The sequence below is a fragment of the uncultured Anaerococcus sp. genome (assembly GCF_963512375.1).
Lineage (GTDB): Bacteria > Bacillota > Clostridia > Tissierellales > Peptoniphilaceae > Anaerococcus.
In genome coordinates this window covers 103,213-116,298 of record NZ_CAUPMI010000001.1, presented here as the reverse complement: position 1 = coordinate 116,298, position 13,086 = coordinate 103,213, and the positions used below count along the sequence as shown (strand labels likewise).

At 36.0% G+C, this 13,086-nt stretch carries 15 protein-coding genes and 1 riboswitch; of the genes, 11 read left to right on the top strand and 4 right to left on the bottom strand.

Features of this window, described 5'->3' with window-relative positions; all coding sequences use genetic code 11:
• Nucleotides 1–17 precede the first annotated feature (17 nt).
• The 6 genes from grpE to rpsU all read left to right on the top strand — a co-directional run bounded on the left by grpE (nt 18) and on the right by rpsU (nt 5,513).
• Nucleotides 18–551 carry a nucleotide exchange factor GrpE gene (gene grpE, locus RRB46_RS00660; protein ID WP_311537120.1) on the top strand — a complete coding sequence of 178 codons (534 nt, stop codon included), beginning with the start codon at nt 18–20 and terminating at the stop codon, nt 549–551.
• 12 nt (nt 552–563) lie between these two features.
• The gene (dnaK, locus tag RRB46_RS00655) at nt 564–2,378 is read left to right on the top strand and encodes a molecular chaperone DnaK (protein WP_311537119.1); all 1,815 of its coding nucleotides are present in this window, start codon (nt 564–566) and stop codon (nt 2,376–2,378) included.
• Nucleotides 2,379–2,474: 96 nt separating this feature from the next.
• A complete protein-coding gene (gene dnaJ / locus RRB46_RS00650) occupies nt 2,475–3,596 on the top strand; it encodes a molecular chaperone DnaJ (protein WP_311537118.1) in 1,122 nt (373 codons plus the stop codon).
• Nucleotides 3,593–4,894, top strand: coding sequence for a tRNA (N(6)-L-threonylcarbamoyladenosine(37)-C(2))-methylthiotransferase MtaB (mtaB, locus tag RRB46_RS00645; protein WP_311537117.1), 1,302 nt, complete (start codon nt 3,593–3,595; stop codon nt 4,892–4,894). Before dnaJ ends, mtaB begins: the two co-directional genes overlap by 4 nt.
• Before the next feature lie 55 nt (nt 4,895–4,949).
• Complete coding sequence (locus RRB46_RS00640) at nt 4,950–5,291, top strand: histidine triad nucleotide-binding protein (RefSeq protein ID WP_296129069.1); 342 nt, start codon at nt 4,950–4,952, stop codon at nt 5,289–5,291.
• Nucleotides 5,292–5,330: 39 nt separating this feature from the next.
• Complete coding sequence (gene rpsU / locus RRB46_RS00635; RefSeq protein WP_015778089.1) at nt 5,331–5,513, top strand: 30S ribosomal protein S21; 183 nt, start codon at nt 5,331–5,333, stop codon at nt 5,511–5,513.
• 89 nt (nt 5,514–5,602) lie between these two features.
• Here rpsU and RRB46_RS00630 read toward each other — a convergent pair whose 3' ends face one another.
• Genes RRB46_RS00630 through RRB46_RS00620 form a run of 3 tightly spaced genes read right to left on the bottom strand, consistent with a single transcriptional unit; the run spans nt 5,603 to nt 7,319 of the window.
• Nucleotides 5,603–5,782, bottom strand: a complete 180-nt coding sequence (locus tag RRB46_RS00630) for a hypothetical protein (RefSeq protein WP_297688623.1) — start codon at nt 5,780–5,782, stop codon at nt 5,603–5,605.
• 8 nt (nt 5,783–5,790) lie between these two features.
• Nucleotides 5,791–6,609 carry a 16S rRNA (cytidine(1402)-2'-O)-methyltransferase gene (gene rsmI, locus RRB46_RS00625; RefSeq protein ID WP_297688621.1) on the bottom strand — a complete coding sequence of 273 codons (819 nt, stop codon included), beginning with the start codon at nt 6,607–6,609 and terminating at the stop codon, nt 5,791–5,793.
• Nucleotides 6,609–7,319, bottom strand: coding sequence for a methyltransferase (locus tag RRB46_RS00620; RefSeq protein WP_311537116.1), 711 nt, complete (start codon nt 7,317–7,319; stop codon nt 6,609–6,611). The genes rsmI and RRB46_RS00620 overlap by 1 nt, the downstream gene beginning before the upstream one ends.
• A 91-nt stretch (nt 7,320–7,410) precedes the next feature.
• Nucleotides 7,411–7,524: riboswitch (FMN riboswitch) on the top strand.
• A gap of 83 nt (nt 7,525–7,607) precedes the next feature.
• On the opposite strand from RRB46_RS00620, the gene ribD reads away from it, so the two are divergent.
• From ribD to RRB46_RS00595, 5 genes are read left to right on the top strand one after another with little or no spacing between them, the layout of a single operon-like run.
• Nucleotides 7,608–8,684: a bifunctional diaminohydroxyphosphoribosylaminopyrimidine deaminase/5-amino-6-(5-phosphoribosylamino)uracil reductase RibD gene (ribD, locus tag RRB46_RS00615; protein ID WP_311537115.1), complete on the top strand. Its 1,077-nt coding sequence runs from the start codon at nt 7,608–7,610 to the stop codon at nt 8,682–8,684.
• Complete coding sequence (locus RRB46_RS00610) at nt 8,662–9,276, top strand: riboflavin synthase (protein WP_311537114.1); 615 nt, start codon at nt 8,662–8,664, stop codon at nt 9,274–9,276. Before ribD ends, RRB46_RS00610 begins: the two co-directional genes overlap by 23 nt.
• A 1-nt stretch (nt 9,277) precedes the next feature.
• A complete protein-coding gene (ribA, locus tag RRB46_RS00605; RefSeq protein ID WP_311537113.1) occupies nt 9,278–10,489 on the top strand; it encodes a GTP cyclohydrolase II in 1,212 nt (403 codons plus the stop codon).
• The gene (ribE, locus tag RRB46_RS00600) at nt 10,482–10,943 is read left to right on the top strand and encodes a 6,7-dimethyl-8-ribityllumazine synthase (RefSeq protein WP_106460596.1); all 462 of its coding nucleotides are present in this window, start codon (nt 10,482–10,484) and stop codon (nt 10,941–10,943) included. Before ribA ends, ribE begins: the two co-directional genes overlap by 8 nt.
• Nucleotides 10,940–11,536 carry an HAD hydrolase-like protein gene (locus tag RRB46_RS00595; RefSeq protein ID WP_311537112.1) on the top strand — a complete coding sequence of 199 codons (597 nt, stop codon included), beginning with the start codon at nt 10,940–10,942 and terminating at the stop codon, nt 11,534–11,536. Before ribE ends, RRB46_RS00595 begins: the two co-directional genes overlap by 4 nt.
• A gap of 78 nt (nt 11,537–11,614) precedes the next feature.
• Here the strand turns inward: RRB46_RS00595 and RRB46_RS00590 are convergent, their stop codons facing one another.
• Complete coding sequence (locus tag RRB46_RS00590) at nt 11,615–13,039, bottom strand: aldehyde dehydrogenase family protein (RefSeq protein ID WP_296129100.1); 1,425 nt, start codon at nt 13,037–13,039, stop codon at nt 11,615–11,617.
• Between the last annotated feature and the right edge of the window lie 47 nt (nt 13,040–13,086).

The following is a 13,086-nucleotide window of genomic DNA, read 5'->3' as shown; positions in this document are numbered from 1 at the left end:
AAGGTAAGGTGAATGATTTGGCAGATGATAAAATAAAAGATGAAGAAAAATTAGAAGAAGAAAATATAAAAGAAAATCCAGAAGATGAAGAAGTAATCGATGCTGAAATAGTTGACGATGAGGAGGAAACTTCATCAGAGGATAATGAATATTTAGAAAAATACCAGAGACTTATGGCAGATTTTGCAAATTATAAGCAAAGAGAAGAAAAGTCTAAGGCAGACTTTAAGAAATTTGCATCAAGCTCTCTAGTAGAAAAGCTTCTACCTGTTTTAGATAACTTTGACAGGGCCCTTAAAGATAAGGATGAAGAAGATCCTTTCGTAAAGGGAGTCATAATGATAAGAGATGAATTTCTAAAGACCCTCAAAAACGAGGGCTTAGAAGAAATCGAATCTGACGGATGCGTTTTTGATCACAATTTGCACCACGCAGTAATGACAGAAGCAAGCGATACAGTCGAAGAAGATCATATAATAGAAACATTCCAAAAAGGATATACATTACACGGCAAAGTCCTTAGACCAGCAATGGTTAAGGTAAGCAAATAGGAGGAAAAAGATATGGCAAAAATTATAGGAATTGACTTAGGTACAACCAACTCTGCAGTAGCAGTAATGGAAGGTGGACAAGCAACAATTATACCAAACAGCGAAGGTAACAGAACAACTCCATCAGTAGTAGCTTTCTCAAAAGATGGCGAAAGATTAGTTGGTGAAACAGCAAAAAGACAAGCAATTACTAACCCAGATAGAACAATAGCATCAGTAAAAAGAGAAATGGGACATGATTGGAAGTCTCCAGAAATAGATGGCAAGAGATATACACCAGAAGAAATCTCTGCAATGATTCTTCAAAAGTTAAAGGCAGACGCAGAGGCTTATCTAAATGATACAGTTACAAATGCAGTAATTACAGTACCAGCCTACTTTACAGATGCTCAAAGACAAGCTACAAAGGATGCTGGACAAATCGCAGGTCTAAAAGTAGATAGGATTATCAACGAACCAACAGCAGCAGCCCTATCTTATGGTATGGATAAGGAAACTGACCAATCTAAGATAATGGTATACGACCTTGGTGGTGGTACATTCGATGTTTCAATACTTGAAGTAGGTGATGGAGTATTTGAAGTTCTTTCAACAAGAGGAAACAACAAGCTTGGTGGAGATGACTTTGACCATGCAGTTGTTGAATATCTAGCAGCTGAATTTAAGAAAGAATCAGGTGTTGATTTAACAAAAGACCTAACAGCTATGCAAAGACTAAAAGATGCAGCAGAAAAGGCTAAAAAAGAATTATCATCAACATTAACAACAAATGTTAACCTACCATTTATAACAGCAGTAGATGGCCAACCTGTCCACTTAGACATCAACCTAACAAGGGCTAAATTTAATGAGCTAACCCATGATCTTGTAGAAAAAACAAGAAAACCAGTAGAAGATGCCTTAAAGGATGCAGGCCTATCAGCTTCTGATATAGACAAAGTTTTACTAGTAGGTGGTTCTACAAGAGTACCAGCAGTTCAAGAGCTAGTTAAAAATATAATTGGTAAAGAACCACAAAAAGACATCAACCCAGATGAATCAGTTGCAATAGGTGCAGCTATCCAAGGTGGTGTCCTAACAGGTGAAGTAAAAGACCTATTACTACTAGATGTAACACCATTATCATTAGGTATCGAAACACTTGGTGGTGTAGCTACAAAATTAATCGAAAGAAATACAACAATACCTACAAAGAAGAGCCAAATATTCACAACTGCAGCAGATGGACAAACAGAAGTAGACATCCACGTAGTACAAGGTGAACGTGAAATGGCAGCAGACAATATAACTCTTGGTAGATTCCAACTTACAGGAATTCCTGCAGCTAGACGTGGTGTTCCACAAATCGAAGTAACCTTTGATATAGATGCTAATGGTATAGTAAATGTAACAGCTAAAGACCAAGGTTCAGGTAAGGAACAAAAGATAACAATCACATCATCTTCAAACCTAACAGAAGAAGAAATCGATAAAAAGGTAAAAGAAGCAGAACAATTTGCTGAAGAAGATAAGAAGAAAAAAGAAACAATAGATGCTAAAAATAACGCTGAAAACCTAGTTTACCAAGCTAGAAAGACAGTAGAAGATGCAAAACTAGAAGGCGGCGAAAAAGAAGCTATAGAAGCTAAGGCTAAAGAACTAGAAGATGCAATAAAAGCTGATGACTTAGATAAGATCAAAGCACTTACAGAAGAGTTAACAAATGAAATCTACAAGGTAAGTGAAAAGATGTATAAGCAAAGCCAAGCTGGAGCAGAAGGTTCTAGCCAAAGCGATGAAGATGTAGTAGATGCTGACTATGAAGTAATCGATGAAGATGAAGAATAATCTTTTGAAAGATTTATTATAGCTAGTATAATAAAAACAATTGATAAAAGGGGCTATTTCCTAGAGAAATAGCTTTTTTTATGATTTGGAGGTAAAATGAGAGATCCGTATGAAGTGCTTGGAGTAAGCAAGGACGCCAGCACTGCTGATATAAAAAGAGAATATAGAAAACTAGCCAAAAAATACCATCCAGACCTAAATCCTGGAGATGAAGAGGCTGAGAGCAAATTTAAGGAAGCAACCCTTTCTTATGAAATCCTATCAGACCCTCAAAAGAAGCAACAATACGATATGTATGGGGCAGCTGCCTTTGAAAATGGTGGCCCTGGTGCTGGTGGATTTTCATCAGGTTTTGGTGGCTTTGGCGATATATTTGGCGATTTATTTGGAGATATATTTAGCCAAGGCTATGGGGCAAGCAGGGCCAAAAGACCTGTAAAGGGAGCTGATATCCAGCAAGTAATAAACCTGTCCTTCCAAGAAGCAGCCTTTGGTGTAAGCAAGGAAATTCAGGTAAGAAGAGAAGTAGAATGCCATGTCTGCCACGGTTCTAAGGCAGAAGAGGGTTCTGAAAAACACACCTGTCCAGATTGCCATGGCCAAGGAGTGGTAAATCAAGTCTCAAGGACAGCCTTTGGAACCATGTCAAGGACAGTAACCTGCGATAAGTGCCATGGAACTGGTGAAATAATTGATAAACCATGCAAAAATTGCAAGGGATCTGGAAAAGAATTTAAATCAGAAAAAATTAAAATCGATATACCATCAGGTATAGAAGATCAAAATGTCATAAGGCTAAGTGGCAAGGGTCATATGGGCGAAAATGGCGGCCCTTATGGTGACTTATATGTAATAGTAAGGGTAAGTGACCATGAAATATTTAAAAGAGATGGTCTAGATATTTATTATGAAATGCCAATAAGCTTTACAACAGCAGCCCTAGGTGGCAAGATAGATGTGGCAACCTTAAAGAAGAGTGTTGAGTTTGAAATACCAGAAGGTACCCAAACAGGCCAAAGATTTACCCTAAGAAATGAAGGAATCAAAGATTCACGCACAGGTAGACAAGGCAATCTCTACTTCTATGTCAAGATTGTAACACCTAAGAAGCTAAATAAAGCCCAGAAAGAGGCCCTAAAAGCCTTTGCTGATGCAAGTGGAAACAAGGTAAAAGAAGAAAAATCATTTTTTGATAAAGTTAAGGATTTTTTTGAATGACAAAAACATTTAATATAATAACCCTAGGATGTAAGGTAAACCAATATGAATCTGAAGCTATCGAAGAAATCTTTGAAGCAAGAGGATTTGAAAGAAAAGAAGAAAATGCAGATATCTATGTCATAAATACCTGTACAGTTACAAACATGTCTGACAGGAAAAGCCGACAGATGATATCAAGAGCAAGGACTGACAACCCAGATGCAATAATTGCTGTAATGGGTTGCTATTCTCAAGTAAAACCTGAAGAAGTAGCAAAAATAGAAGGTGTAGACATAATTCTAGGCTCTAGAAATAAAGAAGAAGTAGTAGAACTCTGCGAGGACTTTTTACAAAACAAAGAAGCGACAGATAAGTTAATATCAGTTTCTGAAGAAAAAACTTATGAAGATTTAGCCATCTCTAATCAAACAGGCATGACCAGGGCCTATATGAAAATCCAAGATGGTTGCAACATGTATTGCTCTTACTGCTTGATTCCTTACGCTAGGGGCAATGTAGTAAGCCGTCCTATGGATTCGATAATAAAAGAAGCTAGCCGCCTTGCTGACAATGGCTTTAAGGAAATAGTCCTAACAGGCATTCATGTAGCAAGCTACGGCAAGGATTTTAAAGACGGAACATCCCTTATAGATGTAATAGAAAATGTGGCTAATGTTGATGGGATTAAAAGAATTAGACTTTCATCAATGGAGCCAAGACACATTACAAAAGACTTCCTAGAAAGGATGAAAAACACAGGTAAGGCTTGTGATCATTTCCACTTATCTCTACAATCAGGCTCAGATGACATCCTAAGGGCAATGAATAGAAAATATGACACAAAAACCTTTAAAGAAAAGGTAGATTTAATTAGAGAAGTATTCCCAAATGCAGGCCTTACAACAGATATCATCGTAGGTTTTCCAACAGAAACAGATGAAAATCACAAAGATACCCTAGACTTTGTAGATAGGATTAAATTTGCCAAAACTCACCTATTTAAATATTCTCAAAGGGATGGGACAAAGGCAGCCACAATGGGCGGTCAGGTAAATGGAAATATCAAAAAGGATAGGCTAAAAGATTTAGAAAAAATTGAAGAGACAAATAGAAAAGAATTTTTAAACAAGCAAATTGGAAAGACTCTTTCAGTCCTATTTGAATCAAAATCAGATATAAAAGGCTTCAAATCAGGATATTCAACCAATTATTTAAGGGTAAATGTCAAAGATCTATCAATAAAAGATAATGAAATTTTTGATGTAAAAATTACTGGCATAGAAAATAATGAACTTATTGGCCAAATTATTAAATAAAAAACTTTACTCTTAAATTCAATTATGGTATTATATATACTAATGGGGGTGAAGTATGGATTGTGTATTTTGTAAGATTATAGATGGAGAGATTCCATCAAAGATAATCTATGAAGATGAAGATGTAATTGCATTTGATGACGTAGATCCACAAGCACCTATCCATTTTCTTGTTATACCAAAAAAGCACATTAAATCTTTAGATGAGCTTAGCGAGTCAGACTCTTCCTTGCTAGGAAAAATATTTTTGACTATCAAAAAGATAGCTCGTGAAAAAGGCATAGCTGAAAATGGCTACAGAGTAGTCCATAACATCGGTGAAGATGGGGGACAAAGTGTAGCTCACATGCATTTTCATGTCCTAGGCGGAAGAAGCCTACAATGGCCACCAGGCTGATTTGAAATCTTAAGTGCGGATACGAGAGGGGGGATAGAGATGACAGAAATCAGAGTTGGAGAAAACGAATCAATCGACAGTGCGATTAAAAGATTCAAAAGACAATGCGCAAGATCCGGTGTACTTTCTGAATATAGAAGAAGAGAACACTACGAAAAACCAAGCGTTATAAGAAAAAAGAAAAATGACGCTGCTAAAAGAAAAAATAGAAAAAACAGATAATAATTTAACCATCCATAACCTGGATGGTTTTTTTATGGAAAAAGAAAGACCTAGACTATATTAAGTGTCTAGGTCTTTGTTTTTTTTATTTAATCTTTTTTACTTACAAAATATATAACAAGAACAAGATAAGCCATGTAAATGATATATGTTATATTATTAGACCATGGAAAGGAAGCTTCTGGATGATTTAGAGCAAAAAATATAAGATTATTTCTATTACAAGCATTACCAAGCCTATACTTAAATTCTTTTTTTGTTATTTTCATAAGATTTCCTATTTAAAATTAATCACATATTCATAAATTTCGTTTTTTGAAAATCCGCTTTCTTTTTTGATTTTTTTGACGATTTCCTTGGTAGATTTGCCTTCATCAATCATTTGTCTTATTTCTTCATCAAAGTTTGAAATATCCTCAAATTCTTCTTCCTTTTTGCCTTCCAAAATTAGGACAAATTCACCCTTAAAGGTGATCTCTTCTGGATCTATGTCTTTTATTGTGTAGGTTTTGTATTCTTCAAACTTTTTTGTTAATTCCCTAGCTATGGTAAGTTTTCTTTCTGGGAATATTTCCTTGAAATCTTCGATAGTTTTTGGAAGGTTGTGGACAGAATCAAAAATTATTGATGTCTTTTCTTCGTTTTTTAATTTTTCGTAAAAATCTTTTTTCTCCTTAGTTTTTTTGCCTATAAAACCATAAAAGGAGAAGGCTGACATATCTTGACCAGACCCTATGAGAGCTGTTAGGATTGAGCTTGGGCCAGGTAGGATTGTGTAAGAAATATTATTTTCTATGCATTTTTTAATTAATATTTCCCCTGGATCTGACATGCCAGGCATGCCTTGGTCGCTTATAACTGCTATTGTCATACCTTCTTTTGCTTTTTTTATTAATTCTTCGCCCTTGGCCTGTTCGTTAAACTTGTGGTAGGAAGTTAGGGGCTTATCTATTTCGTAGAAATTTAAAAGCTTTTTAGACTCCCTGGTATCTTCGCAGGCTATTAGGTCGACTCCTTTTAGGGTAGATATGGCCCTTAGAGTCATATCTTCGAGGTTGCCGATTGGTGTTGGCACAAAATATATTTGATAATCCATTAGTCCTCCTTGTAGGTTCCGTTTATTTTTCTAACTTGGTCGGTATATGAACCGTCCTTATAAATTATAATTGGGTCTTCGATTTTAAGACCATCTTTGGCATTTTTTACAAATTCTATGAGGATAAATTGGGGCTTAGTATCAAAGGTAGATGATACAAAACGGATTCTTTTTGCCTTAAGATTGCCTGATTTTTGAAAGATTTCTACCATTCTTTCCGGCTTGTGGACCATAAAAAGTTTGCCCTTATCCTTTAAGGTCTTGTTGGCAAATGAAAATATATCGTCTAAATTAAGATAGATTTCTTGTCTGGAGATAAGAAATTCCTCATCCTTATTGCCTATATTGTGGCCTTTCTTATAATAAGGCGGATTGGTTATGATATAATCTAGAGAGTTTTCCTTAAAATCTATTTTATTTAGGTCATTGGCGATAATTTCTATATTGTCTATGCCATTAAGGGCTAAATTTTCCCTTAAAATTTCTACTTTGTGTTTTTGAATTTCTACAGCATAGACCCTATTAAGCTCATAAAGGTCATTTGCCATCATGGCGAGTATTCCATTTCCTGCTCCTATATCTAAAAGGTTAGCTCCTTTTTTCATCTTGGCAAAGTCTCCTAAGAGGATTGAATCAATCCCGAAGGAATAGGACCCATCTACATGAATCATCTTTATCTTTGTTCTTGGTATATAATCTAGTTTTCTCATAAGTCTATTATATCAGATTATGGAAAAATATAAATTCAAAATAATATTTGACATTGGGAAAACCTTATATTATAATATAAATGTAATTAGAAATAATCTTCAGGGCGGGGCGTAATTCCCCACCGGCAGTTATAGTCTGCGAGCGAAAGCCGAATCGGTGAAATTCCGATGCCGACAGTTAGAGTCTGGATGAGAGAAGTTTATATTTTTTCCCTATATTTGTGAAAAAATTTTCTTTTAATTTTAGTCCCTGAAAGGGGACTTTTTTGTTCCCCAAAAGGAGGAGATTTGAATTACGAAAATTTGATGAAAGAGTGCTTTAAACTAGCTAAAAAGGGAGCGGGAAGGGTTCTTACCAATCCCATGGTTGGGGCGCTTGTATATAAGGATGGAGAAATTATAGGCAAGGGCTATCATAAGTCTTTTTATGATGACCATGCAGAAATTGACTGCTTTAAAAATCTCAAGGAAGACGCAAAAGGTGCTACACTTTTTGTAAACTTAGAGCCATGTTCACATTTTGGCAAACATCCGCCTTGTGTTGATGAAGTCATAAGAAGGGGCATAGCTAAGGTTGTTATAGCAAACCTTGATACTAATCCAAAAGTGGATGGGATTAAAAAGCTCAAGGAAGCTGGTATTGAGGTTGTTACTGGAGTTTTGGAAGATGAAGGCAAGAGGCTAAATGAGAAGTTCTTCTTTAATATGAAATATAAGAGACCTCTTGTTAGTCTAAAATATGCCATGAGCCTTGATGGGAAAATAGCCACAGAAACTTATGATTCTATGCGGATCAGTGGTGAAAAATCAAGGGCCTACGTCCACAAGCTTAGGAATGATTATGATGCTATTATTATAGGGAAAAATACTCTGTTAAAGGATAGGGCAAGGCTTAATTGCAGGCTTAAAGATGGGGTTGACCCTATTAGAGTTATAGTTGCTTCTGACTTAGCTTTTGATCCTGACCTTGATATTTTTAACCTAGAATCAGATAAGAAAACTTATATAGGAACCATAGGAGATAAGGAAACTAACTTAAATGCTGAGATTATTTCCTGCAAAGAAAAGGATGGCCAGGTTGATTTAAAGGACTTAGTTGAGAAACTATACAAAATGAATGTCTCATCTATTTTAGTTGAAGGCGGATCTCTACTCAATTCTTCATTTTTGGAAGCAGACCTAGTTGATAAAATATATGAATTTATAGCCCCAATCGTACTTGGTGGAGAAAATTCTAGATCAGCCTTCATGGGAGAAGGAGTCAAGACTATAAAAGATGCTAAGAAATTTAGAATTGATCATATAGAAAGATTTGATGAAGACATCATGCTAGAGGTGAGAAATGTTTACAGGGATTTCAGTTGAATTAGGCAAGGTAAGCCAGTTTTCAAATAAGTCTGACCACGTAGAGATTAAAGTCACTTGTAAGGAAGTCTTAGAAGATTTAAAACTTGGAGATTCTATTATGACTGATGGAGTTTGCCTGACTGTAAAGGAATTTGGTCCTGATTATTACAAGGCAGATTTAATGCAGGAAAGCCTAGATAAGACAAAATTTAATCCCTCAATGCTTGGAAAATATGTCAACCTAGAAAGGGCCCTTCGTTTTGCTGATAGGCTTGATGGTCACATTGTCCAAGGTCACATCGATGGGGTTGGAAAACTTATATTAATAAATAAAAATGTCTATAGGTTTAAAACAAAAAGGGAAATTTGTAAGTATATAGTCAACAAGGGATCGGTAGCCATAGATGGCATATCTTTGACAGTATCAAAAGAATCAGCAGATACTTTTGAAGTTTCACTCATTCCTGAAACTATTGCAAATACTAATTTTAAATATAAAAAGATTGGCGATTTGGTAAATATAGAAACAGACATAATCGGAAGATTTGTAGAAAAATTATACAAAAATGAAAATAAGGAGGACTTAAGCTCACTTTTGGGGCTAAATTGATATGGATAGTATAAAAGAAGTAATAAAAGCATTAAAGAGAAATGAAATCGTAATAGTGACCGATGATGAATCAAGAGAAAACGAGGGAGACTTCATCTGCCCTGGCGAAAATGTGACAGGACAGATGGTAAATATAATGGCAACTTACGGCAAGGGCCTCATTTGTACACCAATATCAAAGGCGGTAGCAGAAAGATTGAACCTCCACCCAATGGTTGAAAATAATACAGATAATCACGAGACAGCCTTTACAGTCTCTATCGATCATGTCGATACAACTACTGGAATATCAGCTTTTGAGAGGGCTAAAACAATCAGAGAGCTTGTAAATCCTAATTCAAAAGCAGAAGACTTTAGAAGGCCAGGCCACGTCTTTCCTTTAATAGCCAAAGAAGGAGGAGTCTTGGTAAGGGATGGCCATACAGAGGCGACAGTTGACCTTATGAGGCTAGCAGGCCTTAAGGAAGTAGGTCTATGCTGTGAAATTATGGCAGATGATGGCCATATGATGAGGGGTGATGACCTTAAGAACTTGGCTAAAGAGCTTGGTCTGAAGATGACAACTGTAGAAAAAATCCAAGAATATAGGAGATCTCTTGAGGAAGTAGGGCTTAAGAAAACAAATCCAGTAAAACTACCAAGTGATTATGGAAATTTTGTTGCTTACGGCTTCCTTGATGAAAAAACTGGTAAAGAGCACATAGCCATAACCAAGGGAGATATCAAAGCTAAAAATGTTCTAACTAGGATTCATTCGGAGTGCCTAACTGGTGATGTACTTGGATCAAAAAGATGTGATTGTGGTAGTCAACTCCACAAGGCTCTCAAGAAAATTGAAGAAAACGGCCAGGGCGTCCTTCTTTATTTACGCCAAGAAGGCAGGGGTATAGGCTTATTTAACAAGCTTAAGGCCTACGAACTCCAAGAACAAGGCTATGACACTGTCGATGCTAACCTAAAGCTAGGCTTTCCTGAGGATATGAGAGATTATAAAATAGCAGCAGAAATGTTAAGAAAGCTAGGGGTAGAGTCAATTAGCCTTATGACAAATAATCCTGACAAAATTAATCAAATAGAAAAATATGGGATTAGGGTGGAAAAAAGAGAACCTTTAGAAATAAGGTCAAATAATATAGATAGAAATTACCTAAAAATAAAAGCTATAAGAATGGGACATGAATTAAAAGAATTTAAGGAGATAAAAAATGCGTGAATTTAGTGCTAATTTAGTTTCAAATAATAAAAAATATGCCATAGTGGTTGCAAGATTTAATAATTTTATAACAGATAGGTTGCTTGAAGGTTGCCTTGATGCCTTGAAAAGACATGAGGTGAAAGATGATGAAATATCTATAGTAAGGGTGCCTGGTGCCTTTGAAATACCTCTTGCTGCTAAGAAACTTGCAAAAAAAGATGATATAGATGCTGTAATTTGCTTGGGAGCTGTAATTAGAGGAGATACACCACACTTTGATTATGTTTGTGCAGAAGTATCTAAGGGAGTGGCAGCTGTAGGTCTTGATAGCGAAAAACCAGTGATATTTGGAGTTGTAACAACAGATAATGTAGACCAAGCAGTCCAAAGGGCAGGAGTTAAGTCAGGAAATAAGGGAGCAGAAGCAGCTATTTCTGCTATAGAAATGGCAAATTTGGTCGACCTTATATGATCTTAGTATTTGACTTTGACGGGACAATCCATAAGACGGAAATAGCCTACAAAAAGGCCATTATAGAAAGCCTTAGCGACTTAAAATTATCAATTGATGATTTTGACTTCAAATCCTTTATAGGGATGGGGCCAAAAGAGGTTTGGGATATAATTTTAAAAGATGATTCTGATAAAACCCCTTATATAAGAAAAAATGGCGATAGGATTATAAAATATATGACTGAAGTAGGCGAGCTTTATGATGGAGCCATTGAAACACTTTCCTATCTAAAAGAAAAATACGAACTCTATATTTTATCAAAGTGTAGGAGAGTTTACATGGATGCCGCCAGGGAAAAGTTTGGCTTAGATAGGTATTTTTCAAAATATTTTATTGGGGAAGACTACGATTATTTGGATAAGTATAAGATTCTTAGAAAAGAACTAGACAGCGATTATATAATGATTGGCGACCGTAGGGAAGATATGGAGGCAGGCCTTAAGAACAAACAGAAGACAATTTTTGCGACTTACGGCTATGGAAATCCAACGGAGGCTTGTGGAGTAGATATAAAAATCTCTTCAATATTAGAATTAAAGGATATTTTATAAATTATAAATAAAAAAGCTAGCCTTGGAGAATTGTAAATAAATTCAACAAGGCTAGCTTTATTTATAATTTAATTTATATTAGGCAGTGTGGATTGACTTAGCTTCTAGGTATTCCATAAGTCCAAATTTTCCACCTTCTCTGCCTACTCCTGATTGCTTAAAGCCACCAAAAGGTAGTTCAGGGCTTCCTCCGTTAGAATTTAGGTAGACATCGCCAGCTTTGATTTCATAGGCGATTTCTTCTGCTTCTTCTTCATTGCCAAAGACAGCGGAAGATAGGCCAAAGTCCACAGCATTTGCTACTTCTATAGCTTCTTTTTTATCTTTTACCTTTATTATAGAAAGGACAGGTCCAAAAATTTCCTTATCGTGGATGGCCATACCTGGCTTAACATCAGTAAAGATGACAGGTTTTACATAATAGCCAACTTTGTTTTCTGTAGGCACTTCTCCTTTAAGAAGGCTAGCACCTTCTTTGATTCCTTCTTCTATAAAGCCCTTAACCCTGTTAAATTGCTTTTTACCAGCTAGGGTCCCAACGACTGTTTTTTCATCATTTGGATCACCTACTGGATAATTATCATATTGAGCTAGGAATTCTTTTATAACATCCTCGTAAATATCTTCAGTTATAATTACCCTTGATAGGCATGAGCAAGTTTGGCCTACATTTAGGTATACTCTGTTTAATACTTGCTTTACACCCATTTTTATATCGGCCCCCTTAATGAAGACTGCTGGGGACTTACCACCAAGTTCAAGAACAACTTTTTTAGATGTATCCATGGCATGCTTGGCTGAAGAAGCTCCTCCAGCAAGGCTTCCTGTGTAAGAAACCATGCCTACCTTAGGATGGGAGTTTAAAATATCTCCAACCTCCGCTCCAGATCCTGTGATTAGGTTAAAAACGCCCTTAGGCAGACCGATTTCATCAAAGGCCTTGGCCACAAAATAGGCTGTAAGTGGTGTATCTGAGGCAGGTTTTTGGACTACTGTACATCCCATTAGTAGGGCGGGTATAACTTTCATTACGATTTGTCCTAAAGGATAATTCCAAGGGGTAAGGCTAGCTACAACTCCAATTGGCTCCATCCTTACATAACCACCATTCATATCAATTCTATAATCGATTTTCCTAGCCTGGTCGATAAAGACATCTATTCTTTTCATCTGTTTGTCAAATTGGCCTGGCTTTGCAATTCTTATTGGTACTCCAAGTTCATCTTTGATTGTCTCTATAATTTCATCTTGGTGATCTATCATCCGATTCTTAAATTTCTCTATATAGGAAATTCTTTCTTCAAGACTAGTTTTAGAAAAAGTTTTAAAAGCCTCATAAGCAGACTCAACTGCAAGGTTTATTTCATCGGCACTAGCCTTTGGGACTCTCCCTATAATTTTTCCTGTGGCTGGATTTTCAACCTCTATCCATTTGTTTGTTTGGCTATCAATATATGATCCATTTATATATAATTTTTCATTGTTAAGTTTTTCAAAATTCATATCATTACTCCTTCCTATTTTGTGTACCCGATTTTTCTTAAATTTAT

What these genes read in the sequence shown, in the direction of transcription:
- RRB46_RS00590 (WP_296129100.1), bottom strand. Translation starts at nt 13,039, where the DNA reads ATGAATTTTGAAAAACTTAACAATGAAAAATTATATATAAATGGATCA.
- RRB46_RS00610 (WP_311537114.1), top strand. Translation starts at nt 8,662, where the DNA reads ATGTTTACAGGGATTTCAGTTGAATTAGGCAAGGTAAGCCAGTTTTCA.
- dnaK (WP_311537119.1), top strand. Translation starts at nt 564, where the DNA reads ATGGCAAAAATTATAGGAATTGACTTAGGTACAACCAACTCTGCAGTA.
- ribE (WP_106460596.1), top strand. Translation starts at nt 10,482, where the DNA reads ATGCGTGAATTTAGTGCTAATTTAGTTTCAAATAATAAAAAATATGCC.
- RRB46_RS00620 (WP_311537116.1), bottom strand. Translation starts at nt 7,319, where the DNA reads ATGAGAAAACTAGATTATATACCAAGAACAAAGATAAAGATGATTCAT.
- mtaB (WP_311537117.1), top strand. Translation starts at nt 3,593, where the DNA reads ATGACAAAAACATTTAATATAATAACCCTAGGATGTAAGGTAAACCAA.
- RRB46_RS00640 (WP_296129069.1), top strand. Translation starts at nt 4,950, where the DNA reads ATGGATTGTGTATTTTGTAAGATTATAGATGGAGAGATTCCATCAAAG.
- dnaJ (WP_311537118.1), top strand. Translation starts at nt 2,475, where the DNA reads ATGAGAGATCCGTATGAAGTGCTTGGAGTAAGCAAGGACGCCAGCACT.
- RRB46_RS00595 (WP_311537112.1), top strand. Translation starts at nt 10,940, where the DNA reads ATGATCTTAGTATTTGACTTTGACGGGACAATCCATAAGACGGAAATA.
- ribA (WP_311537113.1), top strand. Translation starts at nt 9,278, where the DNA reads ATGGATAGTATAAAAGAAGTAATAAAAGCATTAAAGAGAAATGAAATC.
- rpsU (WP_015778089.1), top strand. Translation starts at nt 5,331, where the DNA reads ATGACAGAAATCAGAGTTGGAGAAAACGAATCAATCGACAGTGCGATT.
- rsmI (WP_297688621.1), bottom strand. Translation starts at nt 6,609, where the DNA reads ATGGATTATCAAATATATTTTGTGCCAACACCAATCGGCAACCTCGAA.
- RRB46_RS00630 (WP_297688623.1), bottom strand. Translation starts at nt 5,782, where the DNA reads ATGAAAATAACAAAAAAAGAATTTAAGTATAGGCTTGGTAATGCTTGT.